This window comes from Pantoea sp. BRR-3P (assembly GCF_039621635.1).
GTDB classification, from domain to species: domain Bacteria; phylum Pseudomonadota; class Gammaproteobacteria; order Enterobacterales; family Enterobacteriaceae; genus Pantoea; species Pantoea floridensis.
Genome location: NZ_CP155067.1, coordinates 412,775 through 438,965 on the forward strand (window position 1 = coordinate 412,775; position 26,191 = coordinate 438,965).

The window sequence follows — 26,191 nt, forward strand, 5'->3', positions numbered from 1 at the left end:
TTACGCAATATAAATACCGATCGATACATATATCATTTCCATGCAATGACGTTGTTCTTAATCACCTAAAGGCTTAATGATGAAATTACATAAACATGGCGAGGCACAGCAACTGCCGGTGTTGGCGCTGCTGGCGCTGGCGATGGCAGGCTTTATCTGTATTCTAACGGAAACCATTCCCGCCGGTTTGCTGCCACAAATCAGTCAGGGACTTGCTATTTCGCCTGCGCTGGCGGGTCAGCTGGTTACCGCCTATGCCGCCGGTTCGCTGATCGCGGCGATTCCCCTGACGCTGCTAACGCGAAGCTGGTCACGCCGCAGGGTTCTGCTGAGCACCGTGTGCGGATTTCTGGTTTTTAACACGCTCACCGCCGTATCTTCTAACATCACCCTCATTTTAAGCGCGAGATTTTTAGCGGGCGCGTCTGCCGGTCTGGCATGGAGTTTGATTGCGGGCTATGCACGCAGAATGGTGATTCCGTCGCTGCAGGGACGTGCGTTAGCACTCGCCATGGTGGGCACGCCAATCGCGCTTTCATTGGGTGTTCCTGCAGGAACCTGGATGGGATCATTACTCGGATGGCGTCTTACTTTTGCCGTCATGTCTGGACTCTCGCTCGTCCTGATTGGCTGGATACTGCTGGCCGTGCCGAACTATCCCGGTCATTCCGCGAAGCAAAAAATGCCGCTCGCTGCGGTATTACGTCTGCCAGGCGTTCGCTCCGTGCTCGGTGTGGTGCTGGCGTGGATGTTGGCGCATAACATTCTCTATACCTACATCGCCCCATTTATCGCCTCGGCGGGTTTGGCGGCGCGGGTGGATTTGGTACTGCTGATCTTTGGCATTGCCGCGCTGGGCGGGATTTTCATCACCGGCAGAATCATTGATACCCATCTGCGTAAAGCGGTGCTGTTATCCCTGTCGATTTTTGCGACGGTGTCGCTGGTGTTTGGTGTGGCTACGTTAACCGCTGGCGTGATATATGCGGGAGTCGCCGTCTGGGGATTGACGTTCGGCGGTGCGGCGACCCTGCTCCAGACGGCATTAGCCGATGCCGCCGGTGACTATGCCGACGTCGCGCTCTCAATGAATGTCGTGACGTGGAACAGCGCCATCGCTCTCGGCGGTTTAACCGGCGGATTGCTGCTCAAGCATGCCGGTTCACACGCTTTTCCGTGGGCGATCCTCGTATTGCTATTGGTCGCTTTGGCGATTGCTCTGCGTGCACAGCGAGGTTTCCCAGCGATCGGCAGCAGAGCTAAAGCGTCACTCAGCCCTGCCAGCGAGACTGACGTATAACGCTGCAAAGATTGAGCGGAGAGAATTCAGGCTGTTTATCCTTGATCACATCGGCTTTCACATTGCCAAATGTGGTGTCCGGTTTATGCCGGATGCCATCGTAAAAGGCCTGAATGATCTCCTCTTTAAATGCCGCTGGACGCGGGTAGCGGCTTGTCACCGCGTCTATCTGCTCATCAGCAAAATGTTCATAGCCGATGCCTAACACATCCATCTCTACCCCAGCCGTCACCAGCGCGATCTCCGGTGCCATAAACTCGGGAATTCCCGGCGTGGTGTGCAACGCAATGGCAGTCCATACCTTATCAATATCATGGGTGGAAATGCCGTAGCCCTGCAGAAAGTCGCGCGCGGCATTGGCGCCATCCACTTCAAATCGTTTATCGCAGCTGCAGTGTTCGTGCGTCAGACCTATGTCATGAAACATGCAGCCAATATAGAGCAGCTCGTTGTCGACCTTGAGCCCACGCTGTTGACCCGCCAGCGCGCCCCAGTAGTACACGCGGCTGGAGTGATTAAACAACAAGTCTGATTCTGTATCGCGGATAAATTCGGTGGCTTCGTGCGCCATTTTGCTGTCTGGAATGCGGATACCGGTGACATTCAAGCTCATTTTTTCTCTCCTGTTGGTTGTGTTTTTCCAGCATAGGGGGCAAAGTGCTAGTCTCAAAGTGTCCAATTCAGATGATTAAGGACATTATGATCGTTTGAGACATGGAGAAAAGATGAATGCGACACGACATCGCGATTCTGGCGGTACCCGGCGTACAGCTGCTTGACGTTTGTGGGCCGCTGGATGTCTTTGCTGAAGCCAACCGTATTCTAAAGCGGCAGATTTATACGCCAAAAATTATCGCCATTGACGGATCACCTATTCACGCCTCATCGGGGGTGCGGTTAACCGCCGATATGATGTTGGCGGATAGCGTGAGCTATGCCCCGCACACTTTTCTTATCGCTGGCGCGCCGGGAATTGAAAATTTTTCCCCGGATGATGAAGCGCTATTGGCAATAACGCGTTTATGCCAACGCAGTGAGCGTTTTGGATCGGTATGCAGCGGAGCGCTGCTGCTGGCCCGCACCGGACTGCTGGAGGGCAAGCACGTTACCACCCACTGGGAATGTGCCGGTTTGCTGGCGGCTCTTCATCCGGGGATTATCGTGGATGCCGATGCGTTGTGCGTAACCGATGGGCGGGTGCGCACCGCGGCCGGTGTCACCTCCGGCCTGGATCTCGCCTTGCGGCTGGTTGAAGAGGATCTTGGCCGAGAGGCGGCGATTGAAATTGCTGCGCATCTGGTGATGTTTTTCCGTCGCCCGGTTAATCAGACGCATTTCATGCGCGGCAGCAGCATGTCGCTGGTCGGTCGCTCGGCACTACAGGAGCTACAACGCTGGGTTATCACGCATCTGCATGCAGTAAAATCGGTGGCAATGATGGCGGAACACATGGCTATCAGTGAGCGACATCTCACGCGTCTGTTTCGCAATGAACTGGGTATCACGCCGGGGCAATGGCTTGAACGGGAGCGCGTCGCTAAAGCGAAACAGCTGCTGGAGCAAAAATCGCTGCCGGCCAAAACGTTGGCAACCGAATGCGGCTTTTCAGGTGCCGATGTGATGCGCCGCGTGTTCAGCCGGGTAACCGGCATGACACCCTCGGCGTACAGCAAGATGAATGCGAAAAGCTAAAAGCCGGACGCGATGCCCGGCTTATCAAGTTACGTTAGGCTTTGGCAAATGCCAGCAAATCAGGGTTAATCTGCTCGGGGTTAGTGGCAAACATACCGTGGGACAAGCCCGGATAGGTTTTCAGTGTGCCCTGTTTCAGCAGCTTGATAGCCTTATTGGCAGAATCATCAATTGGCACAACCTGATCGTCCTCACCATGCAGCACTAACACCGGAACGCTTATCGCCTTTAAATCCTCGGTAAAGTCGGTTTCTGAGAATGCGGCAATACAGTCATACTGTGCTTTTGCCCCTCCTGCCATGCCCTGACGCCACCAGTTATCAATCAATCCCTGGCTGATTTTTGCTCCCGGACGATTAAAACCGTAGAACGGTCCCGCTGGCACATCGATAAAGAATTGCGCACGGTTGGATGCCAGCGCCGAGCGGAAACCGTCAAAAACAGATTTTGGTAATCCTGCTGGATTTGCCGCCGTTTGCAGCATGATCGGTGGCACCGCGCCCATCAGTACGGCCTTCGCCACCCGACCTTTTTCGGCATGCGCCACATATCGCGCCACCTCACCGCCACCGGTTGAGTGGCCAATATGAATGGCGTTGCGTAAATCCAATGCTTTGACCAGTTCAGCTACGTCGGCAGCGTAGGTGGTCATATCATTGCCGTTATCCGTTTGATCGGAACGCCCGTGTCCGCGGCGATCGTGGGCAATAACGCGATACCCTTCGGCTAAGAAGAATAACATTTGGTTATCCCAGTCATCGGCGCTTAAGGGCCAGCCGTGATGGAACACCACCGGTTGCGCATTTTTTGGACCCCAATCTTTATAAAAAATCCGGGTGCCGTCTTGGGTAGTGATGATGCCGTTGCTCATTTTAGAATCTCCAGACTGTGATGATAAAAGGGTTAAACCGTTGGCAAGGGCCGAATGAGAAAGCCCGATACTGGCTGAGAGCGTACCGCTCAGAATCAGTAACCCTCGCCGGGAAATAGCTAACTGTTCAATCGCTGCGCCTGACATAAATGTTCCTTTACGGTTTTCGTTAGTCACTGTTGCTGTTCGATGAGCGTATTGTCAGGCACAAGACGATTCGCTAACATTGTCATATATGACACATTAAGGGCCTTAAGTGACAAAACATGAACACACCTGAAAACAACGTTGTGGCGGAAGTGGGCTTAGTGATTTATCCCGATAGCCAGCTCGCCGCTGTCTATGGTCTGACGGATATGTTCAGGATCGCCGCAGATTGGGCGGTGAATATTTCTGGTGAAGAGCGTAAACGCGCTATTCGGGTATCGCATTGGCAGAACGATACGGCAGCTAGCAACATGTTATGCGTGTGGGATAGCCATCCCGATCTGCCACATCGATTGAGCCATGTGATTGCGCCGCCAAGCCTGGTGGTCCCTGAAAAAATGGTGCCGATGAAGGTGCCAGCCGACTGGATGAGCGAGAGATACAACGAGGGGGTAACGCTTTGCTCTGTGTGCGCCGGGGCGTTTGTGCTCGCAGAAACCGGGCTTATTGACCATCGCCGCGCGACTACGCACTGGGCGTTTGCTCAAACGCTGTCGGAGCGATTTCCGGCGGTTGATGTCGCTGCAGAAAATATGGTGATTGACGATGGTGATATTATTACCGCCGGCGGGATCCTGGCCTGGACCGACTTGGGGCTGACGCTAATTGAAAAAATATTGGGCACCGGTACCATGCTGGCCACCTCGCGGTTTCTGTTAGTCGATCCACCGCGCCGTGAACAAAGCACTTACTCCGCGTTCATTCCCAATTTTGATCACGGCGATAGCCCAATATTGCGCGCTCAGCATCACCTCCATGCCCATTTTGCCGATCAGCACAGCATTGATACGCTTTCCGTTCTGGCCAACATGACACCGCGCACTTTTCTGCGTCATTTCCAAAAGGCGACCGGCCTACGCCCAACGGATTACGTGCAGCAGGTACGTATTATGAAAGCGCGCGATGCGCTAGAACTCTCCAATCGCTCGGTCGATCAAATTGCATGGGAGGTCGGCTACACCGATCCTTCCGCTTTCCGCAAAATTTTTCGCAAACTCACCGGCGTAACGCCTGGCCAGTATCGGCAAAGATTTGGCACCCAATAGCGGGTGCCAAATAGTGTTGGTCACGGATAACTAACTGAGCTGGAAACGTCCGACGGTATGCGCCAGCTGCGATGCCTGATCTTCCAGCGAACTGGCAGCGGCTGACATCTCCTGCACTAGCGCGGCGTTCTGCTGCGTGGTGCTGTCCATCTCGTTCACCGCAATCGTTACCTGACTGATACCGCGCGCCTGCTCATCGGAGGCAATCACGATTTCGCCGATAATGGTGCGCACCGAGTTCACCGCCTGGGTCATCTCCTGCATGGTTCTGCCGGCGTCCTGCACCTGCTGTACGCCGCTGCCAACGCGCTGGGTGGATTCTTCAATCAGTACCGCAATATCCTTCACCGCATTGGCACTGCGCTGTGCCAGATTACGCACTTCCGACGCTACCACGGCAAAACCGCGCCCTTGTTCACCGGCGCGTGCGGCTTCTACCGCGGCGTTAAGCGCCAGGATATTGGTTTGGAACGCGATGCTGTTGATGATGGCGGTGATGTCGCCAATTTTTTTCGCGCTGTCGTCAATCTGCGCCATGGTTTGCACCACCTGACCTACCAGCGTTTCACCACGGCTGGCAATATGCGTTGCATTGTCGGTGAGCGTGGTAGCCTGATGCGCATTGGTGGCGTTGTGTTTCACCGTGGCAGTGATCTGCTCCATGCTGGCGGCGGTTTGTTCCAGCGCGGCCGCTTGCTGTTCAGTGCGTGATGCCAGATTGAGGTTGCCGCTGGCGATTTCACCTGCGCCCTGACGCACCGACGAACTGGCATCCTGAATCTGACCAACAATCTCACGCAGCTGGTTTTGCATAGTATGCAGTGCATAGAACAAGCTGCTGTTATCACGTGCTTTCAGCGTAATCACGTTATCCAGCTTGCCATCTGCCACGGCCAGCGCGATGGTTGCGGCTTCCAGCGGTTCGCCACCAATCGGTTTCAGCACTTTGCGACTGAACAGCACGCCAAGCAGCGAGCACACCACCAGAATGCTGATCACCATCAGAATTACCGCGTTGACCAGCTGATGATGGGCGGCCGCCATCACTTTGCTCACAGGCGCAACCACGCCGAGATACCATTTCTGATCGCTGTTACCAATCACCACCGGTTGCCAGGTCACCAGCGCATCTTCTCCCAGCAGCGCATCGTGCTGTTGCATTACGCTGTTGCTGAAGTTGTTGGTTACGCCTTTCCACGCCTTGCTGGTCTGGCTTTTATCGGGATATGAAACCACGTTGCCCGCGCTGGAGAGCAGCATCGCATAGCCGCTGCCTTCCCACGGTTTGATTTTATTGACCTTCTCCTGCAGCGAGGCCAGCGAAATATCGGAAGTCACCACCCCCCATAATTTGCCCTGGCTGACGATGGGCGCAGCCACCGAGGTCAGCAACGTGGGTACGCCGTTATAAGCGTAGCTGTAGGGCTCAATCAGCATGTCCTTCTGGCTTTTTTGCGGCAGCAAATAGTAGTCGCCCTGGCCGGGCGTAAAGATCGAGGTCAGCGGATGCATGTTGAAATTGCCGGACTGATCGCGGTCAACAAAGAAGGCGTAGCGCCCCTTTGGTGCTGCACCCGGCTGCGTGGCGAACTCAGCGTCGCGCCCATCAAAGGCGTTTTCTTCGAAAATCACCGAGATCGACAAATAATCGGGATTATCACGTAGCGCCGATTCCATCACTTTATCGGCCACCTTGCGGTCCTGGATCCCCGCACCGGGTAAAGCAATCAGGCTATGACCGAGATTGTGGGCGACGTCACGGGCATAGCTGAGCTGTTGCTGAATTTGCAGCGCCTGGCTCTGCGCGATCTGCTGCAGGTAATTTTCCGCCAGCGACTGTTGCTCATTGCTGGATTGCCAGCTCAGGACGCCGATGGTGACGGCGAAGCCGAGCGTGATCGTTAAGGCGCCCGTCAGCAGCATCTGCGTGCGGGTGCTCATGGTTTTCTTATGTGATGCGTGTTTGGCCATTATGGCGCTCCTGGAGTTGACACTTTTCGGTAGAAAAAGAACCACTCCCTGTGCGCGTACATCCCTTTGAAGAGTCTATCGGCGGAGAGCGCGGGAACTTGATGGCGAAGGAGGTCGGATCAGCGTGCTGCGAGGTGACTAATTACCGGGAAAACCCGGTGCGCATAAATGCGCACCCTACAAAATCAGGATAAATAACCGTAGGGTCGCCATTTATGGCGACCGGCATCAGGTCAGCGCCCAATGCCGGTTTTTTACTTAAGCGCTATTTCTTCTCTGGCAACGCGTAGGCCAGCACGTAATCGCCGACCGGCGTTTCCATAAAGTGGTGCCCTGCCGCGACAATCACCAGATATTCCCGCCCGTTCTGGGTATAGATCATCGGATTCGCCTGGCCGCCTGCCGGCAGTTCGGTGCTCCACACCTGCTTGCCGGTTTGCATATCGATAGCGCGAATCAAATCGTCGGTGGCAGCCGCAACAAAGATCAAACCACTTGATGTCACAACTGAACCACCATTGTTTGGCGTACCAATATTAATCGGCAAGCCGGTGGGTAATCCGAACGGGCCATTGCGACGTGCGGTGCCGAGTGGACGGTCCCAAATCGTGCGACCATCACGCATATCGATTGCGCGAATGCCGCCGTAAGGTGGCTCTTTACACAGCATGCCGGTGAACGGTAAACGCCAGCCCGCATTCACGTTAACGGCGTAAGGCACGCCGATTTGAGGATCGCCCGCGCCTTCCGCATGGCCTTCATCGTGTGGATTATAAGGAACTTCATCGCGCGGTTTCCAGCCAAGCGCATCCGCTTTGGCACGCGGCACCAGAATGTTGTAGTTCGGCATATCGTTGTAGTTAGCAATGATAATGCCGCGCGTGGGATCAACGGCCACGCTGCCCCAGTCGGAACCGCCGTTGTAGCCCGGATATTCAATCGAATGGCGATCGGCTTCCGGCGGCGTATATTGTCCCCGGTAGCTCGCCTTCTGGAACTGAATGCGGCATACCAGCTGATCGATCGGCGTTAATCCCCACATATCCTGCGGCGTCAGATCCGGCTTGCTCAGATGATGGAACAGTGAGTAAGGCTGCGTCGGCGAGCGCTGATCCGGCTCAATACCACCGCCAGTGACTTTGCGCTCTTCAACGCCAAACAGTGATTTACCGGTGCGGCGGTCCAGAACATAAATTTCACCCTGCTTGGTCGGCATAATGATCGCCGGGGTTTTACCGCCGTTCTTATCCGGATAATCCACCAGCGTTGGCTGCGAGCCAGGATCGTAATCCCACACGTCTTTGTGTGCGGTCTGGAATGACCACGCGGGTAAACCGGTGTCAATATTCAACGCGGTGAGTGAAACGGAGTACTTATTCTCGGCAGGCGTACGCGTGCCGCTCCAGTAGTCACCCGAGGCATTACCCACCGGCAAATACACCAAGCCAAGCTTGTCGTCACCGGTGAATGAGGTCCAGACATCAGGCGAACCGCGCTTATAGGCGTTAGGACCTTTTTTCGGTGTGGCGGTATCCGGTGCGGCAGGATCCCACGCCCATTTCAGCTGACCGGTGCGCACGTCGTACGCTTTGATGACACCCGGAGGACCAAATGCGCGTTGCCCATCAATGGTCTGGTGCGCCACAACTAAGGTGTCACGAATGACCACCGGCGCGGAGTTAATCGCCACATAGCCATCGTAGGTCTCGCCCATATCTTCGGCGAGGTTCACCGTGCCCTGATTACCGAAGCTACGGCAAATCTCACCGGTTTTTGCATTGAGTTCGATAATGCGCGCATCCAGCGTACCGAGAATAATGCGCTGCTGGCAGTCGCTGTTATCACCCGCAGGCGAAGCGGCCACTGCGCTGTCTTGTCCCGTGGTGATATGGCTATTGGTTTGGCTGTCATACCACGTCAAACCACGACAGGCCGCAGTGTAAGGAATGGATTTGTCGCTGACTTTCGGATCAAAGTGCCACTTCTCTTTACCGGTGCTGGCATCCAACGCAAACACCATATTGCGCGCGGTACAGGTATACAGCGTATCGCCCACTTTGATAGGTGTGTTTTCACCGCCCCAACGTGCTTTGGGCAGATCGCCGGTACGGAACTGCCATGCCAGCTTAAGATCTTTGACGTTATCTGGCGTTATCTGGCTGGCATTGACGAAGCGCTGTGACGCCAGCGAACCGCCGTAGGTATACCAATCCCCAGTGTCCGGCGTAGAGGCTTTGCCGCTGCCGGTATCCGCCATAAAGTTGGCCGATCCCGCCGCCGGAACGTCAGTTGCAGGCGTTTCGTTTAACGGCGCAAACGGCAGCGCTGCCGCCACGATAAAGGCAAGAATTAATACACTGGCCAGTACACGCGATGCGCCACGGCTTACGCGCGGCGCCAGGTTGGGTAACTGGAAGGCGAACCAGATGCCAAGTATCAGCATTAATGCAAAGCGCGGTACCCAGCGCCAATAGTCAAGCCCGGACTCATAGATGGTCCAGATCAAGGTGCCGACAAACACCAGCGCAAACCAGCCTGCGCCGCTGCTTCGCTTCATAAAAATCAGCACCGCAGAGATAATCAATCCTATCCCTGCCAACAGGTAATACCAACTGCCACCCAAGGCGACCAACCAACCGCCGCCTCCCGCCAGTGCAATGCCCAACAGCAGCAAAACCACGGCGAATATTCTATTCCAGAGCGAAAGCCTGGCTATTCGATTTGCGATGTTCAAAATAAGTTTCCCTTTGCCATTAATAATTACCGGTATAAATTTTTTTTAAACTCCGCTGTAAATTCTAGAATTCATTCGCCATTTCGCCGGATTTATTGGTAAATACGCGTGAGATTCGGCACTTTTTATCCGCTTAATTTCCCTATAGTTTCCGGGATAAATTTGAATAGCGCGTCACCGATATTACTTTTGCCGAAATTTTGTAATCACTGATTCTCTCTCATCACCAACCCGCTCCTTTCCTTCTGGTTAATGAGCCGATTACAGGCTATTATTCAGCTCACTAACTGAGCCGAATAGCATCGCTATTCGACTCATGCGACTCCGGAGCAACTTCATGATGTGGATTTGGCAGCAGCCTGACTGGCCGCAGTTCCGCTGGCAGGATGAAAAATTATTGCCACGTTTGCGCCAGCTGCAGCAGCAGCGTGGCGTATTACTGGGGCGTGCCAGCGTGCAAGATAATAGCGATCAACAGACGCTGGATACGCTGCTGAGTAACATCCTGGCATCCTCAGCGATTGAAGATGAACGCGTCAATGCGCAGTCGGTAAGATCGTCTCTTGCGCGCCGTTTAGGCGTTTCGCTTAACCAACCTTATCCGGTTTCCGAACGTTCAGAAGGATTGGCAACCATGATGATGGACGCCATCAGCCAGCGCGATGAAGCGCTGACGCTGCCACGTTTGTGCCAGTGGCATCGCTGGTTGTTCCCCGCAAGTGAATGGACGTTCAAGCGATTGAATGTCGGAACGCTGCGCGGTGAAGAGCCGATGCAGGTGGTTTCGGGCCGTATCGATCGACCAACAGTGCATTTCGAAGCGCCACCGCGCGCCGGGCTGGAAGCGCAGCTCAACGAATTTGTCCGCTGGTTTAATCATAGCCGCGAAGATCCCCTACTTGATCCGCTGCTACGCGCCGCGCTTTGCCACCTGTGGTTTGTCACGCTGCACCCGTTTGATGATGGCAATGGACGTATCACCCGCGCCTTGACCGACCTGGCACTGGCACAGGCCGATAGCCAAAGCATCCGTTTGTATGCCATGTCGGCATCGATTCTGGCGCGACGTGCAGATTATTACCGCATCCTGCAGGAGACGCAGCGTGGTGAACTGGACGTTACGGCCTGGCTGCTGTGGTTTTTCGATGTGCTGAATGACAGCCTGGAGCAAGCGCTGGAGGCCGTTACGCGCACACAAAATAAAGCACGCTTCTGGTTGATGCACAATGCGGCCGAGCTAAGTGCGGAACAAACCCGCGTATTGAATCGTTTGCTGGATGGCGGTGAACAGGGCTTTAGCGACGGCATCAGCGCCGGTCAGTATCAGAAGGTGGCGAAAGTGAGTAAAGCCACAGCGACGCGCCATTTAGCGGAATTAGTGATGAAAGGCTGTCTGGAGAAATTACCCGGCGGCGGGCGCAGCACCCGCTACCAGATCAAACGTTAACGCGTGCCGGTTGCAACAGGGTGCGCATGAATGCGCACCCTACGAAGAACCGTGTGATGTCGTAGGGTCGCCATTCATGGCGACCAGCCGGCAGCGTCGTTATCAGGCTGCTTTAACCGCGCGGACTTTCTTTTCCGCCGCTGCAGCTGCTGTTTCAGCATCCGGTTCCGCAGACGCGTCAGTAACTTCAGCCGGGTCCACCGCTTCCGCCGCATCACGCTTCACCACGTCCGGGAGCTTGCTGGTACGCAGGATATGCTGCACAGCATCTTTCTGTTCAGCCAACAGCAGGCCTAATGCTTCTGCCTGCGCTTCATCCAGCGCTGGCTGATGCTGCTGCAGCCAATCGGTGAAAGCGTCTGCCATATCCAGCATTTTGTCCCAGGCATCCGCGTCTTTTTTATTGGCAAACGTCATCTTCTCTTCACCCTTTCTGACTACAACATATTTGGTTTCGACTGCCATGATGCACCTCGATTGACTGTATTTATATACAGTATATTCTCATAAAACTTTGCAAGGCAATGACTTTCTGCCCTTAAGCCAGTAATTCTTCCAGAAACAGCGCCAGCGCTTTGCGCGGATCGTCCTCTTCAGAAACGATCATTTCAATGCCCCACTGCCCCAGCACCTCTTTCGCTACCGGATTATTACGGTTGGTAAAAAGATAAGACTTTGGACGTGCAGTGGCCAGGCCGGTGCGGCCCCACATTTTGGTCAGGCGGTAGAATAACAGACGGATGTTAAAATCACTGATGCTGTAGCCCACAAACAATACCGAGTTACCCATCACGTCGTGCGTCAATTTGATATCGAGCGGAGAGTCGAAATAGAGGCGCTCAAAGTAGCTGCTCTCATCTAAAACTATCGACGTATCGTCATCGAAATCGCCATGCAGCTTAATGATATGGCGTTTATCTTCGGTCAATGACACCAGGTCTGCGGCATTGGCTACCTTGCTATAGGGCACGTTATGCGCTTCATGCGCCATCTCCAGCCAGCGGTCATAATTGGTGGTATAGATGCGTGAGAAATTGCCCTGAGTGATCATGGTGTGAATTTCAGAACTGCGTACGTCGATATCCGGACGATGCCATTCGCGATCCATCCAGCTGCGCAGCGGCCCAAGCGAACCTTTACGCTGCTTATAATATTCCGCTAGCGACAGATGCGTGCCGTAAGTATTGAAGATCTTCGGATCGTAACCCAGCTCTTTAGCCAGATGGGCAATCAACTCATGCCACTCCGGCAGGCCAAGATTGCGCGAGATACCTGCACCCGCAAACAGGATCAGTTTACCGGCGTCGTAGGCGCGTTTGAGCTCCGGTTTCATGCCAGTCCCCGCGATGTTTTCAAGAAGGTAGCGAAGCGATCCAGCGCCAGGCGGCGCATGGAGATCTCATTTTTCAATTCGCCCATTTCGGCAAAGGTTTGCGTGTGGCCTTCCGGGATAAACACGCAGTCCCACTGAAACTCTTGCGGACCGGCAGGCTTGGTGGCAATAGTGCCGCGCAGCTCACCTTCAAACTGATACATTTTTTGTCCGTCACAGTAGCCCAGTACGGTTTTTGCCGTGACGCAGGGACTGTCCAACCCATTCACCAGTTTGGTAAACCGCTCGGCATTGAGGCGGCTCCAGAAGATGCGTGTCAGCCCGGCCGGTAAGCCATTTAAGCCGTCCAGATACAGTCCGGTATGCTCAACAAATAGCGGGCGACCAATAATCGAGAACGCCTTAGTGAGCTTATCGCGCACCAATTCGACTTCATTTTCCGTCTGGATCTCTTCAATACGGCGTGCGATAGGAAGAACCTCAACGCCTACCGGCTCAAGGATGGTACGTACCTCGGCCAGCTTTAGCTCATTTGCGGACAGGAATCGTATTTTCATTGCAATCAGTAAGTTAAGAGTGAATTTACGTTCTGAGACAGCCTATTGGTTATGCTTTCATTCTAACGCGTGCAGGGTTAACTGGGTAGAAACAATCTCTAATACAAATATCTCATTACGTAAACCGTGGGATCGGCGTTGATGTTACGTCAGCAATCATCCTGTTTAAGCAAGATCTCAGGTCGACAGCGATAAAAAGCCGATCGGTTTTGAAGTCCTATTGCGCTGGAAGCAGTCTGCTGAAGGATTTATTTCCCAGGTGCGCATTAATGCGCACCCTACGACCTTATACCGATCGGCCAAAACCATCAGTATCGTGGCACAGCGATTCTTAAAAAAAATTAGCGTTTGCCATAAGAAGTGGAAATTAAAAAATACGACCAAGCGCAATCACTTATTAAATGCCGCCATTAAATTCGCAGCCACTTAAATAAAACAAAAAAGCCCACGACTTTTACATCGTGAGCTTTCTCGCAAAATGAGGGTGATTAAAACAATTACTGATAAACAATGCCCGGTGGATTGATTTGAGATGTTTCTACCGCTTCCTCCTGTTCACCCCAGCGCGCCAGCACCTGTTTGTACTGGCCGCTGGCAATCGCGCCGTTAATGGCTTGCTGCAACGCCTCATCTAAGCCATTGCCTTTCTTGGTGGTGACCGCCACCCACGCGCGGAACGGGCCGTGGCCGACGATTTTAGTTTGCCCATGAGAAGCCACTTTCCATGCCGCCATAGCCTGCGGACCAAATGACATATCGGCCCGCCCCGAAAGCAGCGCCAGCGTAGCAGCAGCATCATCGTTGAGATAAATCGGCTGCACCGGCGCTAAACCTTGTGCACGGTTCTTCTCATCCCAACTAAGTAAAATACGCTCCTGATTGGTACCGGAACCGACGATGATGCGTTTACCTGCCACATCTTCCCGTCCTTTAATGGCGCTGATTGGGCTATCCGTTTTAACTGCGAAAGCGTGGTTATCTGCGCGATAGGTAGCGAAATCGAACTTCTTCTTACGCTCCTCGGTCACCGCAATATTGAACATCGCCACATCATAACGACCAGCGGTAATGCCCAGCGGCCAATCTTCCCACGCCGCCGGCACCAGTTTTAGCTTCAGACCTAGGCTATCCGCCAGCAGACGCGCAATATCCGGGTCGCTGCCAATCAGCGTCTTATTATCCGTAGCCCACAAACCGATCGGCGGTGAATTATTGGCCGACGTCGCGACGGTTAAATAACCGGGATTGACGAAATGAAATCCCGCCGGAATTCTGGCAATTGCCTGCGGATTGGCAGCAATATTAATTGGCGCTTCGTTATTCTTTGCATCCAATGTCTCAGCGGCAATAACCGGCGTTGCCAACATCAGTGTCAGTAACGCTGTAATAATGACTCGTTCCATTAAAGTACCCGCGCCAGAAAACGTTTAGTGCGCTCATGACGCGGCTGATTCAGTACCTGATGGCTGCTGCCCTGCTCAACAATGCGGCCGTCGACCATAAACACCACGTTATCGGCCACTTCACGCGCAAAGCCAACTTCATGCGTCACAATCACCAGCGTGGTGCCGGAACGCGCCAGCTTCTTGATCACGTCCAGCACTTCGCCCACCAGCTCGGGGTCGAGCGCCGATGTCGGTTCATCAAATAGCATCACGCGCGGGTTGAGCATCAGCGCCCGCGCAATGGCGATACGCTGCTGCTGCCCGCCCGACAAATGGCGCGGCCAGGCATCGGCTTTGTGGCGCAGTCCCACCACATCCAGCAGATCGCCCGCCCGGTCGATAGCTTCACGCCGCGACAGCTGACGATGCGCAATTGGCGCTTCAATCAGGTTTTCCAGCACCGTCAAATGCGGGAACAAGTTGAAGTTCTGGAACACGTAGCCGACGTTGATGCGCTGACGCAGAATCGCCTTTTCCTTCAGCTCATACAGCTTGTCACCGCGTCGCCGATAGCCAATATAGTCGCCATCGATCTGGATATAGCCTTCATCAACGCGCTCCAGATGGTTAATGGTGCGCAGCAGCGTCGATTTACCCGACCCAGATGGCCCGAGGATCACCGTGACCGATCCCGGTTCCAGCTCTAATGACACATCATCCAGCGCTTTTAGCTTGCCGAACGACTTGCTCACGCCGGTAATGCTAATCGCGCCTGCGGCATGCAGATTCTTGCGGTAATCAATGGCTTCGGACATGGGAGAGCTCCTCGGTTGCGGGTTTGGCGCTGCGGTTACGCCATTGACGCCAGCGCGACGGCTGCGGTTCACGCGTGACGCTGCGCGCCAGCCAGCGCTCAACGCTGTGCTGCAGCAGTGACAGCACGGTGGTGATAATCAGATACCAGGCAGCGCCCACCATCAGCAGCGGAATCACCTGCTGCGTGCGGTTGTAGATCATCTGGATGGTGTAAAACAGCTCGGGCATCGCCAGCACGTACACCATTGAGGTGCCTTTGGCGAGGCTGATAATTTCGTTAAACGTGGTGGGAATAATCGCGCGCAGCGCCTGCGGCAGAATGATGCGAAACGTACGACGAGAGGATGATAAGCCCAGCGCCGAAGCCGCTTCAAACTGACCGTGGTCGACGCCCAAAAAGCCGCCGCGAATGATCTCGGCGCTGTAGGCGCTCTGCACCAGCGTCAACCCAATCACCGCCGCCGGAAACTGGCCGAGCACGTTGATGGTCTGGAAATGGCCCCACGACAGCGCGGTGAACGGAATCCCGAGCGACAGCGTGTCGTACAGATAGGAGAAGTTGTACAGGATGATCAGCACCACAATCAGCGGCAGCGAGCGAAACAGCCAGATATAGCCGAACGCCAGCGTGCTCAGCAGCCACGATGACGAAAGCCGCGCCAGCGCCAGCAGGCCGCCAAAGATCAGACTGAGAAGGGTGCCGAACAGCGTCAGCAGCAGTGTTTGCCCCAATCCGCTGAGAATCACCGGATCAAAAAACCATTTGGCGAACACGCCCCATTCCCAGCGCGGGTTAAAGGCAACGGAATCGATCACGCTTGCCAGAATAAACAGCGCGACAATCGCGCCGACGGTACGTGCCGGATATCGCGCCGGCACCACGGTTAATCGTTGTTGATCGCTCATTGTTACTCCTTAGCTGGCCTGCGCCACGCTCTGCACATCAATGACTTTCAGGAAGCGCAGGCGTCCATCGTGCGGCGGACGGCTGTAGACTTCCATATCCTCCAGCAGCACAAACTGCGGCTGGTAACCGTGACCGATATACAGTTTCACCGCCTCCGGCTGACGGAAGCCGGTAGTGAGAAACACGCGCTGATAACCGGCGCGCAGCGCGCGCCGCTCAAGCTCCTGCAGGATCAGCAGCGCCAATCCCTGACGACGCAGATCGCCGCGTGTCCAGATGCGCTTAAACTCGGCGGTGACCGCGTCGTAAGGTTTATACGCGCCCATGGCGATAATTTCGCCGTCGCGTTCCAGCACGATAAACAGCCCGCGCGGCGGCAGATACCATTCGGTTAACTCAACCTCTTTTTGGCTGGTAAAGAAATCGCCATAGCGCGCGGCGTATTCGCCAAACAGTCCGGTCAAAATCGGCTGCAGTTCGGGCGCTTCCGGTGATACTTCGCGGAAAAATTGCTCGCTCATGCGGCCTCCTTAATCACCTAAACCAGCCGGATTGATCTCAGAACTGTCGATGCGTTCCACGCCTTCACCCCAGCGTTTCAGCACCTTGTCGTAATCACCGTTCTTGATCACGCCGTTCAATGCGGTGTTGATCGGCTGTACCAGCCCGCCATCTTTCTTCACCGTCACCGCGATATGCGCCGCTTTTGGCCAACCGCCATCAACGCTACCCACCAAACGCGTCTGCTTAGTCAGCGCCGCTTTCCACGCACCGATCACGTTCGGGCCGAAAAAGGCATCCGCACGACCCGACTGCAGCGCCAGCGTTTGTGCTGCATCATCTTTGGTATACACCGGCGTAAACGGCTTCAGCCCTTTGGCTTGATTCTCTTTATCCCAGGCCAACAGGATTGACTCCTGATTGGTGCCCGAGCCGACGATAATGCGCAGTCCGGCGATATCTTCTGCTTTGGTAATCGCCTTGATTGGGCTGGTGGATTTGACGTAAAAGCCGAGCGAATCTTTGCGGTAGGTGGCGAAATCGAAGCGCTCTTTACGCGCTTTGGTGACGGTCACGTTACTGATCGCCGCATCGTATTTGCCCGATGCCACACCCAGCGGCCAGTCTTCCCACGAGGTAGGCACCACGTTGAGTTTTAACCCCAAGCTATCGGCGACTAAGCGGGCGATATCCACTTCGCTGCCGAGCAGAGTTTTGTTGTCATCGCTGAATACCGTTAGCGGCGGCGAGTTGAGCGCGGCGACGGCCACAGTGAATGAACCCGGCACCGCGAAGCGATGTCCGGCCGGAATCTGCGCCACAGCGGCGTCATTCTTCGCGGTATTGATCGGCGTTTTGTTGGCTTCCACACTGACATTCTGACCGTTAACCGCCACATCCTCGGCAAACACGGCGCTGCTCATGCCCAGCAGCAGCAGCGCGATAAGGGATTTCTTCTGCATAGCGTTTTCTCGACTCTTATTGTTGTGTGAACTGGTTAAGCGGATCTTTCAGGCCAAAGCTGGCGCGCAGCGTGGTGCCGGGATATTCCGTGCGGGTTAAGCCGCGCGCTTGCAGAATTGGTACCACGCGATCGACAAAGCGTTCGAAGGTGTCGGGCGTGCCGCCCTGAATGATGAAGCCATCGGTGGCCTCACTCTCAAACCACAGCTGCAAACCGTCGGCAACCTGCTCCGGCGTACCGTGGAACAGTGGACGCGGCGTCGCGGCCTCTAACGCGGCCTGGCGCAGCGTATGACCGTGCTCGCGCGCTTTGCGTTTGATTTCGTCGGTGGTGCTGCGGAAGCTGTTCTGACCGATATCGCCGAGTTCCGGGAACGGTTCATCAAGCGGATATTGCGAGAAGTCGTGGTGATCGAAGAAGCGGCCAAGATAGTTGAGCGCATCCTTGATGGAAACCAGCGCCGCGGTGGTTTGATACTGCTGCTCCACATCTTCCGCGCTGTCGCCCACAATCACGCCCACGCCCTGGAAGATGTGCAAATCGCCCGGCTCGCGACCATTCGCCACCAGCTGCTTTTTCACATCGCGATAGAATGCCTGCGCTTCTTCGCGTGTCGGCTGATGAGTAAAAATGGCATCGGCATGACGCGCCGCCAGCTTTCTGCCATCTTCAGACGCGCCCGCCTGAAACACCACCGGACGACCTTGCGGCGTGCGTTCGATGTTCAGCGGCCCCTGTACCTGGAAGAAATCGCCGTGGTGATTCAAGGTGTGCAGTTTGCTGGCATCAAAGAACTGGCCGCTCTCCTTATTACGCACGAAGGCATCGCTTTCCCACGAATCCCATAGCCCTTTCACCACTTGCAGATACTCATCGGCAATGCGATAGCGCAGCGCATGTTCCGGATGCTGCTGACGTGAAAAGTTTTTCGCCGACCCTTCCAGCGGTGAAGTCACCACGTTCCAGCCAGCGCGACCGCCGCTCAGATGATCGAGGCTGGCAAACTGACGCGCCACGGTGAAAGGTTCGCTGTACGAAGTGGAAACGGTGCCAACCAACCCGAGATGCTCCGTGACGCCCGCCAGCGCCGACAGCAGCGTCAGCGGCTCAAAGCGATTAAGAAAATGCGGGATCGACTTTTCGTTAATGAACAGGCCATCGGCGACAAACAGGAAGTCCAGTTTGCCCGCCTCCGCCTTGCGCGCGATGTGTTTGGCATAGTCAAAATTGATACTGGCATCTGCCAGCGCCGCCGGATGACGCCACGCGGACATATTGCCAGATGCGCCATGCAGAATAGTGCCCAATCGCAGTTGTCTTGCAGTCATAATGTTCTCTCTTGTACCAAGGCGCAGCCTGACGGCGACATCGTGTCGCCGTGCAGAACCGGGATTAAATCAGTGAAGCGATCTAGTTCAGAATGGCGTCGCGACATCGCGCATTGAGGTGCTGCAACGCTTGCTGAGCCAGTTGCGTAAAGTAGTGTGCAGCGGGGGCGATCAGCGCTTCATCAGGGTTGAAGCCGCCATGATGCAGACCAAACTCGCTGGCGCTGCCAATGCTGACAAACGCGCCGGGGATCTGCTGTAAGTAGTAGGCAAAATCTTCACCGCCAAGATGCAGCTCGGCGGTTTGCACGCGGTAACCGACTTGCTGCGCCACGTGGCTGGCAAACTGCGCCCAGCGCGCATCGTTCTCCAGCACCGGTGGACCAGGATGCCAGCTAAAGGTGGCGCTGGCGCCGTTGGCTGCCGCGATGTTCTCCACCAGCGTGCGGGCGCGCTGCTCGAGCTCGGCGCGCACCTGTTTATCATGGGTGCGCACCGTGCCGCCAAATTCGGCCTCACCGGGCAACACATTCCAGGTTTTACCAGCGTCGATGCGCGTAACGCTCAGCACTAAGCTGTCCAGCGTATTGAAGCTACGGCTGGTCAACGATTGCAGCGCCTGAATGATCTGGCTGGCGACCACAATGCTATCAACGCCCTCTTCCGGGTGCGCCGCATGCGCGCCTTTCCCGGACACGCGCACGATAAATTTATCCGCATTGGCATAAAACGCGCCGCCGCGCGTGGCGAAGGTGCCGGTCGGTAAACCGGGTTCGTTATGCATACCGAAAATCGCCTGTACGCCATCCAAAACGCCCGCGTTAATTAATTGGCGTGCACCGGTAGCGTTCTCTTCCGCCGGTTGGAACAGAATACGGATGCGGCCTGGCAACTGATCTTCAATCGCTTTCAGTTGTAATGCCGCACCCAGCATGACGGCGCTGTGCACGTCGTGGCCGCAGGCATGCATCACGCCGCTGTTGCGCGAACGGTAAGTAAGTCCGGTGGCTTCATGGATAGGTAATGCATCAATATCGGCACGCAGCGCAATCAGCGTGTCGCCGCGTCCCACTTCTACCACTACGCCGGTTTCAAGCGGATAGTCCAGCAGACGCAAACCGGCGTCCTGTAACCAGCGGCGCAGGCGTGCAGTGGTTTCGACTTCGCGACCGGATAATTCCGGCCAGCTGTGCAGCTCGCGCCGCCAGTCGATCAGCTGATGTTCGCTAAATTGCGTCATACCTGCCTCCGGAATCGGCGAATCATGCCGTCACTAAACGGTGCGTGGCTAACAGTTCGAGTGATTTCACGCGCGCGCGCTCTTCAGCCACCGGCGTATCAATCACGAACTCTTCAATGCCAAAGTTCTGATGGAGCGCATCCAGCTTGGCATGTACCTGCGCGGCGGTACCTTTCAGCAGCGAAGGCGTGCGTGGTTCAATCACGTAATCGCTGTAGCCGCCCTGACGCACATAACGCTCCGCCTGCTCGACGCTGCCGACGTTAACGCTGGGGCCATCTTTCACGCTGACGTGATAGACGCGCAGGTTGTCCACCAGCAGATCGGCTTCCGCCGGCGAATCCGCCACCACCACCTGCACCGCCACCAATGCACGCTGGCCGTTGCTGTGCTGACGATAGCTATTGAGGACTTTCTCCATCAGCTGTGGATCGCCGTTGTGATGCGCAGCAAACACCAGCTGCCAGCCGAGTTCAGCTGCCAGTTTGGCGCTCTCTTCGCTTGCACCCAACAGGAAACGATTCGCCGGACGCGGCGGCTGCGGCGTAGCGCGCAGAATCTCTTCATCTCCCACCGGCGGCACCTGCAGCCAGCTATCCAGCAGCGTCAGCTGCTCCGCGAAGCTGCCTTTCTCCTGCAGATGGACACCGAGCTGCAGCGCCCGCGTGGAGAGCGGCAAGCCACCCGGCGCTTTACCGACGCCGATATCAATACGACCCGGAGCCAGCGAGGCTAATAAGTTGAAGTTTTCCGCCACTTTGTAGGGACTGTAATGCTGCAGCATCACGCCGCCGGAGCCGACGCGAATATGCTGGGTCTGGCCGATAATCCAGGCGATCAGCAGTTCCGGCGAAGGGCTCGCCAGGCGATCGGTATTATGATGTTCCGCTAACCAAAAGCGGTGATAGCCCCAGGCTTCCGCCTGCTGCGCTAACTGTAAAGTGCGATGTAGCGCGTGACTGGCCGTCTCTCCATCGGCAATCGGCGATTTATCCAGCAAACTCAGTCGGTATGACATGCGCCTTATCCTTTTTGTAGTGAATATGACGAGTAGTTTGGTGTGGTAATCGCTATTTCGTAAAACAACAAATCCGAGATAGAGAATATGAAAAATAGAAATAGCGTTAATGACAAATAATAACTACCTAACATTTATGGCGGCGTATTTTATTGCGCGATAAATAGAATCGCTACAGCATGTGGGTTGCGTGATCCCTGCACGTCCTCGTTTAGCACGAGAACATAACGGCTTTCCTGCTATATCGTGTACCTGCGCAGGGCTTTGCTCTTTTTCGGCATAGCTAAGTGAATTTCCAGCAAACTCCCGCGCAGCGCATGGCTGAAAGCGAACATTACGCCAATGAAGAGCTCTGATAAAAGCCGCAGCAGATTGCGACAGTAAGGAAGCAATTAAAATCATAAAGCAAGAGGAATGTACTTATTTGATGATGATATAATACTTATTATTGTCGGAGAGGTAGCTTTAAGAACAGAGTCAAATTTTAATCGGTGATATTTTTCACAAAACCCTTTCATAATTATGTTGTTGTAAAATGAAAATGGTTATGATGTGAGGTCACTTGGCAGGAGCATGATGGAAATGGATGACTTATTAATTAAAAAGCGATTAATTAATGCTGGATTCACAAAAAAAGAAATAAACTTCATTGCTTACTGGGCGGAAAAAGAGCAACTAACAATAATTGAAATTATTAAGGATTTGAGAGCAAGATTCATTGGAGGAATTTTTATAAGATTACTAGTCACTACTTTTTGTGCATGGTGCTTTTTCAAGGGAGACTACAACATGGTTGTAATCGGCATCCCATTGATTTTTTCATTTATAATGGCTGAAGTGTTTTTTCCTTTAAATTTAGGAAGTAAAGCGTTTTCAAAATACAAGTACATCAAACAATAGACTTAAATACTTTCTTCCACTAAAATTTATGGCTCCTTTAAGCAAGGAGCTAAGCCACTTATAAAATTTAAAGCACTGAGGGATTAATTTCTGCTATCGATCATTGATTTTATGGCAAAGCCATCTCCAACAGCCTCAAGCATTAACGCATTATTGCTCATAGTTTTGTAATTCCTTACAAAATCAGAGGGTAAATATCGATAAATTCGGAATGAGTCGGGTTTGATAACATGCCTTGCCAAACCATAAAAAGATAAAGCAATGTCCATTGTGCTATAAGCTATCAAGCCAACAGAATCACTATAGCCCATAAAATTTGCGACTTGCACATATGCTTTTTTAACAGGACCGATTGTATCCGAGCGATTTTCAACAATATTAAACAACCCTTCAATGCCACCATTAATACCGTGTAATATCAAAAGCGCCCCAGTTGATATACCAATGAAATTGCCATGTGTCATTGATGCGGCAATCATTCCCATACCTGCTGCAATCTGAAACCCACTCAAAACCACACTAACACCATTAATAATATAACCCCACGTATCGAGTTTATTCACAAGTTCGGCAGAAACTACAACCTGAGCTCGACGCATTCCAAGATCATTATCCTGCTCATAAATAAAGTTTCTCTCTTCTTTCAGATTGAATAAACATGACTCACATTCATGTTCATTTTCAGCCTCTTTGACACCCTGCAACTGTGAAGAGATAAATTTTTCAATCTCATTATTGAAATTCATTCGCGTAAACAGATCCTGCAAATGGCGTGAAGAGGCGCGTTGTGCAGTTATCCGCAAATTTTCAGCTTCATCTAACGCTAAAGTAAGGTAATAACTGTTGAAACGTTTTTTATCCAGATAGTTATCCATAACCGAAACTCCCTCGCTGAATAGCATGGCTAATAAAAGACTTTTATTTATTTCATCAAATCATGCCTCAACGCCGGAGGAGCAATGGCACAGTAAAACCTTACTTGCTTCAGCTTTAATCGTTAATCTTCAAGCGCCTCTCACCTCTCATTCCTGAAATAATTTAAGATGCAATAAGCCTATTCTTACAAACTTCACAGATATGCGAACGTGTGGCAAGTGGCTCTCACGGCATAATTACGCGCGATATAATGCATCGTTTAAAATGTGCGGTGCATGATTTCAGTATTTCGTGCCTGGTACGATGTCATAACGGTTGCTTCGCGACATTGTACACACGAGTGGAACGCTGCTACTTCCGCCATATTAAGTAAACTGTCGCAATGAGCGTATTTGATAGCGAATTCTTTCAAGTTAAAGACTCTGATGAAATTCGCAGCAGATTGCCATACCAAGTAAGCAATTAAAATCATAAAGCAAGAGGAATGTGCTTATTCGGCAACGATATAATACTTATTGTTGTCGTGGAGATGAGTTTAAATAATAGCAAAAATTTATTCGGTGATATTTTTCAAAGAATCATTTCTTTATGCTGTTTTAGCAGAATGGGAATGGTTATGATATGAGATCAATAGATAGGAACATGATGGAAATGGATAACATAGTAATTAAAAGGCGGTTAATTAATGCTGGCTTCAGTAAAAAAGAAATAACTTTCATTTCTTTCTGTGCAGAAAAAGAAAAAAAGTTATGGATTGATATTGTAATTGACTTAAGGCTTTATTTTTTAGGAGGAATGCTCTTCCGATTCGTTGCACTTATTTTTTGTGTGTTAAGCTTTGTGTTTAATTATGATTTAGGAGGAATCATTTTCACATTAACTGCTTCACTCTTTATTGCTGAATTTATTGCCCCTTTTAAATTAGGAGTAAGAGTTTTTTTGAGGTTCAACAAAATAATAGCCTGACGTGAATCATCGTGCAAAATCTTGTCATAAGCACATCTTCAACGCCTTTTGAAATCAGCGAATTTTACTCATTTTTATGAAGCGTTCATCCAGATAGTTACTCCAAACTAAAACGCTTTAGCTGAAATTCTCATACGAAGTCTGACTAATTACATATGCAAACTCAAAAAAAAACGCTTTATAAATAGTTTTGGATGAACTGCGAAATAAACCCTTAAGCTCTCCTCGCCAGATAGTTAATACAGCATCAACCTCACCTTCGCATTACTGCAGATTTCAACATGTAATAAGTAAGTTAGTGCAAATCACTTGGACGACATACTAAAAAGATAATAGGCCTGATCCTGACTAAGCGCGATACATCGCTTCGCTTCGACGGAGCGCACGCTCCGCGCTATTTATCATTTTCGGCAAAGCTTAGTGCAATTCATTGGTTCAACTCGCGGGTGCGGCATTTGATGATGAAAACCGCCCGTCGGGCTATTGATAAAAAAGGGAAACACCATGACTAAGCAATTTCACTTGCAGGCGCTAAGTTTAGCCCTGCTATCAGGGATTTTTAGCGCCCACGCGGCGGATACGCCGGTCAAAGGCGGCACACTGATTTATCTTGAACAGCAGGCGCATACCAACCTCTATCCGCCTGCCGGTGGTTTTTATCCTAACGGCGGTATTCTGAATCAAATCACCGATAAGCTGACGTGGCAAAATCCCAAAACCTTGCAGGTTGAGCCGTGGATTGCCGAAAGCTGGAGTAGCAACGCTGATAAAACCGAATACACCTTTAAAATTCGTCCCGGCGTGACGTTTTCTGATGGCACGCCATTAGATGCGAACGCGGTAGCGAAAAACTTTGATACCTACGGGCTGGGAAATAAAGCCCAGCGCTTGCCGGTTTCTGAAGTGATTAATAATTACGATCGTAGTGAGGTTATTGATCCGCTAACGGTGAAATTCTATTTCAAAAAGCCGTCCCCCGGGTTTTTGCAGGGCACGGCAACCATTGGATCCGGTCTTGTTTCCCTCAGCACTCTGCAGCGTAGCTTCGATCAGTTAGGCGATGCGCGCCATATTATTGGCTCCGGGCCGTTTGTGGTCAGCGATGAAAAACTTGGGCGCGAAGTCGATTTAACCGCGCGCAAAGATTATCAGTGGGGCCCGAAAAATAGCGCCCAGCAAGGTCCTGCCAATCTCGACGGCATCAAGTTCATCGTCACCCCAGAAGACAGCGTGCGCATTGGCGCATTGCTGGCCGGTCAGGCCGACTTTATCCGTCAGGTACAAGCCTATGACGAGAAGCAGGCGCAGCAGCAAAACTTCCCGATTTATGCCGCGCCTACGCGCGGCGTCAACGACAGCATCAGCTTCCGCCCGGATAACCCGCTGGTCAGCGATGTGAAAGTGCGTCAGGCGCTATTGCACGCCACCAACGCGCAGCAGGTGGTGCAAACCCTGTTCTCGCCGAACTACCCGCAGGCCACCTCGGTGATCGCCACCTCGGCGGCCGGTTACGTCAATCTGTCCGACAAACTGAAATACGATCCTACGCTGGCGAAAAAGCTGCTGGATGAAGCGGGTTGGAAACCGGGCAGCGACGGCATTCGCGAGAAGGATGGCAAGAAGCTGGCGCTAGCGGTTTATGAATCCTTGCCGCAGCCGCAGAACAAAGAAGTGCTGCAGCTGGTGGCACAGCAGTGGCGTCAGGTGGGCGTAGCGCTGGCGGTTAAAGCCGGTGATGCCGGTAGCCGCGTGCTGGATAACCTCGATCCGCTGAAAACCCCACTGGTGGTATCAGAAGTGGGTCGCGCCGATCCTGACGTGGTGAAAAGCCAGTTCTACCCGACTAACCGCGATGCGCTGCTGCAGAAAGGCGGCTCCAGCGACAAGGTGCAGAACTTCCGCGACGACAAGCTCAATACGCTATTGCTGAACATCTCCTCTGAGGTCGATCCGGCCAAGCGTCTGGCGGTGACCGGCGATGCGCAGCGTTATCTGCTCGAACAGGCCTACGTCATTCCGATCTTTGAAGAGCCACAGGTCTTTGCCGGTGCGCCATGGCTAAAAGGCATCGATTTTGAGGCCGTAGGTCGACCGTCGTTCTACGGCGCGTGGCTGGAAAAACACTAAGGCAG

At 53.1% G+C, this 26,191-nt stretch carries 23 protein-coding genes; 7 read left to right on the forward strand and 16 right to left on the reverse strand.

The window, feature by feature from the left end:
• Positions 1-79 precede the first annotated feature (79 nt).
• Positions 80-1,300, forward strand: a complete 1,221-nt coding sequence (locus tag AAGR08_RS21495) for an MFS transporter (RefSeq protein ID WP_345830037.1) — start codon at positions 80-82, stop codon at positions 1,298-1,300.
• On the opposite strand, the gene AAGR08_RS21500 is transcribed toward AAGR08_RS21495, so the two are convergent.
• Positions 1,272-1,913 (reverse strand): HD domain-containing protein, encoded by a 642-nt coding sequence (locus AAGR08_RS21500; RefSeq protein ID WP_345830039.1) that lies wholly within the window; start codon positions 1,911-1,913, stop codon positions 1,272-1,274. The genes AAGR08_RS21495 and AAGR08_RS21500 overlap by 29 nt on opposite strands.
• A gap of 116 nt (positions 1,914-2,029) precedes the next feature.
• On the opposite strand from AAGR08_RS21500, the gene AAGR08_RS21505 reads away from it, so the two are divergent.
• Positions 2,030-2,992 carry a helix-turn-helix domain-containing protein gene (locus AAGR08_RS21505; protein WP_345830041.1) on the forward strand — a complete coding sequence of 321 codons (963 nt, stop codon included), beginning with the start codon at positions 2,030-2,032 and terminating at the stop codon, positions 2,990-2,992.
• Between the two features lie 34 nt (positions 2,993-3,026).
• On the opposite strand, the gene AAGR08_RS21510 is transcribed toward AAGR08_RS21505, so the two are convergent.
• Entirely contained in the window at positions 3,027-3,863 is an 837-nt protein-coding gene (locus tag AAGR08_RS21510) for an alpha/beta hydrolase (RefSeq protein WP_345830043.1), read from the reverse strand.
• Between the two features lie 266 nt (positions 3,864-4,129).
• Here AAGR08_RS21510 and AAGR08_RS21515 point away from each other — a divergent pair, with 266 nt between their 5' ends.
• Positions 4,130-5,116, forward strand: a complete 987-nt coding sequence (locus AAGR08_RS21515) for a GlxA family transcriptional regulator (RefSeq protein WP_097097800.1) — start codon at positions 4,130-4,132, stop codon at positions 5,114-5,116.
• 30 nt (positions 5,117-5,146) lie between these two features.
• Here the strand turns inward: AAGR08_RS21515 and AAGR08_RS21520 are convergent, their stop codons facing one another.
• Together AAGR08_RS21520 and AAGR08_RS21525 are read right to left on the reverse strand one after the other, a co-directional pair.
• Positions 5,147-7,087, reverse strand: coding sequence for a methyl-accepting chemotaxis protein (locus tag AAGR08_RS21520; protein ID WP_097097799.1), 1,941 nt, complete (start codon positions 7,085-7,087; stop codon positions 5,147-5,149).
• A 265-nt stretch (positions 7,088-7,352) separates the two neighbouring features.
• On the reverse strand, positions 7,353-9,815 hold the full coding sequence (locus AAGR08_RS21525; protein WP_345830818.1) for a membrane-bound PQQ-dependent dehydrogenase, glucose/quinate/shikimate family: 2,463 nt from the start codon (positions 9,813-9,815) through the stop codon (positions 7,353-7,355).
• A gap of 343 nt (positions 9,816-10,158) precedes the next feature.
• Between AAGR08_RS21525 and AAGR08_RS21530 the strand changes: the two genes are divergently transcribed.
• Positions 10,159-11,268 (forward strand): Fic family protein, encoded by a 1,110-nt coding sequence (locus AAGR08_RS21530; protein ID WP_097097798.1) that lies wholly within the window; start codon positions 10,159-10,161, stop codon positions 11,266-11,268.
• Positions 11,269-11,370: 102 nt separating this feature from the next.
• Here the strand turns inward: AAGR08_RS21530 and AAGR08_RS21535 are convergent, their stop codons facing one another.
• From AAGR08_RS21535 to AAGR08_RS21585, 11 genes are all read right to left on the reverse strand, one after another.
• Positions 11,371-11,733, reverse strand: a complete 363-nt coding sequence (locus tag AAGR08_RS21535) for a YebG family protein (RefSeq protein WP_097097797.1) — start codon at positions 11,731-11,733, stop codon at positions 11,371-11,373.
• A 73-nt stretch (positions 11,734-11,806) separates the two neighbouring features.
• Complete coding sequence (locus AAGR08_RS21540; protein WP_008108794.1) at positions 11,807-12,601, reverse strand: SIR2 family protein; 795 nt, start codon at positions 12,599-12,601, stop codon at positions 11,807-11,809.
• Positions 12,598-13,158 carry a non-canonical purine NTP pyrophosphatase gene (locus AAGR08_RS21545; protein ID WP_009128449.1) on the reverse strand — a complete coding sequence of 187 codons (561 nt, stop codon included), beginning with the start codon at positions 13,156-13,158 and terminating at the stop codon, positions 12,598-12,600. The genes AAGR08_RS21540 and AAGR08_RS21545 overlap by 4 nt, the downstream gene beginning before the upstream one ends.
• 497 nt (positions 13,159-13,655) lie before the next feature.
• Positions 13,656-14,561 carry an ABC transporter substrate-binding protein gene (locus tag AAGR08_RS21550; protein ID WP_345830055.1) on the reverse strand — a complete coding sequence of 302 codons (906 nt, stop codon included), beginning with the start codon at positions 14,559-14,561 and terminating at the stop codon, positions 13,656-13,658.
• Positions 14,561-15,358, reverse strand: coding sequence for an amino acid ABC transporter ATP-binding protein (locus AAGR08_RS21555; protein ID WP_345830057.1), 798 nt, complete (start codon positions 15,356-15,358; stop codon positions 14,561-14,563). Before AAGR08_RS21555 ends, AAGR08_RS21550 begins: the two co-directional genes overlap by 1 nt.
• The gene (locus AAGR08_RS21560) at positions 15,342-16,265 is read right to left on the reverse strand and encodes an amino acid ABC transporter permease (protein ID WP_097097793.1); all 924 of its coding nucleotides are present in this window, start codon (positions 16,263-16,265) and stop codon (positions 15,342-15,344) included. Before AAGR08_RS21560 ends, AAGR08_RS21555 begins: the two co-directional genes overlap by 17 nt.
• Before the next feature lie 9 nt (positions 16,266-16,274).
• The gene (locus AAGR08_RS21565) at positions 16,275-16,787 is read right to left on the reverse strand and encodes a GNAT family N-acetyltransferase (RefSeq protein ID WP_345830059.1); all 513 of its coding nucleotides are present in this window, start codon (positions 16,785-16,787) and stop codon (positions 16,275-16,277) included.
• Positions 16,788-16,796: 9 nt separating this feature from the next.
• Positions 16,797-17,729 carry an ABC transporter substrate-binding protein gene (locus AAGR08_RS21570; RefSeq protein ID WP_097097791.1) on the reverse strand — a complete coding sequence of 311 codons (933 nt, stop codon included), beginning with the start codon at positions 17,727-17,729 and terminating at the stop codon, positions 16,797-16,799.
• 16 nt (positions 17,730-17,745) lie between these two features.
• Complete coding sequence (locus AAGR08_RS21575) at positions 17,746-19,059, reverse strand: LLM class flavin-dependent oxidoreductase (protein ID WP_345830062.1); 1,314 nt, start codon at positions 19,057-19,059, stop codon at positions 17,746-17,748.
• Between the two features lie 82 nt (positions 19,060-19,141).
• Complete coding sequence (locus AAGR08_RS21580) at positions 19,142-20,299, reverse strand: amidohydrolase (RefSeq protein WP_345830064.1); 1,158 nt, start codon at positions 20,297-20,299, stop codon at positions 19,142-19,144.
• 22 nt (positions 20,300-20,321) lie between these two features.
• Positions 20,322-21,317 (reverse strand): MsnO8 family LLM class oxidoreductase, encoded by a 996-nt coding sequence (locus AAGR08_RS21585; RefSeq protein ID WP_097097788.1) that lies wholly within the window; start codon positions 21,315-21,317, stop codon positions 20,322-20,324.
• 582 nt (positions 21,318-21,899) lie between these two features.
• Between AAGR08_RS21585 and AAGR08_RS21590 the strand changes: the two genes are divergently transcribed.
• Positions 21,900-22,217, forward strand: a complete 318-nt coding sequence (locus tag AAGR08_RS21590) for a hypothetical protein (RefSeq protein WP_345830066.1) — start codon at positions 21,900-21,902, stop codon at positions 22,215-22,217.
• A gap of 83 nt (positions 22,218-22,300) precedes the next feature.
• Here AAGR08_RS21590 and AAGR08_RS21595 read toward each other — a convergent pair whose 3' ends face one another.
• On the reverse strand, positions 22,301-23,092 hold the full coding sequence (locus tag AAGR08_RS21595) for a DUF4225 domain-containing protein (protein WP_345830068.1): 792 nt from the start codon (positions 23,090-23,092) through the stop codon (positions 22,301-22,303).
• A 652-nt stretch (positions 23,093-23,744) separates the two neighbouring features.
• Here AAGR08_RS21595 and AAGR08_RS21600 point away from each other — a divergent pair.
• On the forward strand, positions 23,745-24,059 hold the full coding sequence (locus AAGR08_RS21600; protein ID WP_345830070.1) for a hypothetical protein: 315 nt from the start codon (positions 23,745-23,747) through the stop codon (positions 24,057-24,059).
• A 504-nt stretch (positions 24,060-24,563) separates the two neighbouring features.
• Positions 24,564-26,186, forward strand: coding sequence for a TIGR04028 family ABC transporter substrate-binding protein (locus AAGR08_RS21605; protein WP_345830072.1), 1,623 nt, complete (start codon positions 24,564-24,566; stop codon positions 26,184-26,186).
• The last annotated feature ends 5 nt before the right edge of the window (positions 26,187-26,191 follow it).